At 29.3% G+C, this 1,163-nt stretch carries 1 protein-coding gene; it reads right to left on the reverse strand.

What is annotated here, in order from left to right; translation table 11 throughout:
• The coding region (locus HG1285_RS00595) for a replication initiation protein (protein ID WP_008289619.1) at positions 1-675 on the reverse strand (675 nt) is incomplete at its 3' end.
• Between the last annotated feature and the right edge of the window lie 488 nt (positions 676-1,163).

The following is a 1,163-nucleotide window of genomic DNA, read 5'->3' on the forward strand; positions in this document are numbered from 1 at the left end:
ATCTGTTTTTTCGTTTATTTCTTTTACGGCTTGTTTTAATACTCTTTTTTCAAAATTATCAAATCGTATATATTCATTAGGTTCTACCCCTAACATTTCTCTTAACTCTGGTAAATAATCAACCCTAAAGCCTGTGTTTTCGTATTGTTTTAATAATTCATATAGCCTTATGGCATATCTGGAGTTTAAAACATATGTGTATTTTATCGGTATCTTGCTAAAAAATTCCTTGAGCTGTAAAAGATACGGCTTGAATTCTGGAGCTATTGACACATAAAAACAGCCGGCACCTTCCTCATATTCCCCATATCGTATAAAATTAAACATTTTAAAATATCTTTTTCCTCTTTCGTTTTTCTTCTCTATCTTTATTGGTTTGCTTAAAAGTCCCTCCACTGCCCTTTTTACTACATCATATATATCCTTTCTTTGTGTTCCAAATAAATCTTTGAATACTGCTACCGGTATTTTATATTTTTTAAAATCTTTATCTTCTGGTTGTATAAAGGATATTATTGTATCCATTAACCTTATTTCTTCTAAACTTAACTTATGCCTTGCTTGTATTAAATCGTTATGTATGGTTGCTATAGCATTTTTATTAATTTCCTTGACTTCCTTCATTTCTTCTACCACTTCTGGAATTATTACATTATCTTCCTTTATTTTTTCCATTTTAACAAATCCCCCTGTTTTCTATATGCAATCATAATAATACTACACAACTATGTCAATATGAGTATTGTAGGTATTTAACCCGAAATTTGTAGGTATTTAACCCGAAATTTGTAGGTATTTAACCCGAAATTTGTAGGTATTTAACCCGAAATTTGTAGGTATTTAACCCGAAATTTGTAGGTATTTTCATGGTCAACGTGGCAATACACCAAGCTTAGCCGACGCCTAAAAACAAGAAAAAAACAAGATATATAAATAAATAAAAAATATTTAAAAAAGGCAAAATTTTTTTAAATTAAAAAACCAAAAAAAATCAATTTTTAGTAAAGCAGCTTTACAACGACTTGTTGGTAAACTCACGATAATAAAAACTGGTAAACTAACGATAAAAGAAAGTACTTACGTTCTAAGAAAACTAACGTGTAAAAATATTGCGCCGAATGGTCAAAATGTCTATTCGGATTTTGCATTCTTCTATTAGTCTT

Source organism: Hydrogenivirga sp. 128-5-R1-1 (genome assembly GCF_000171895.1).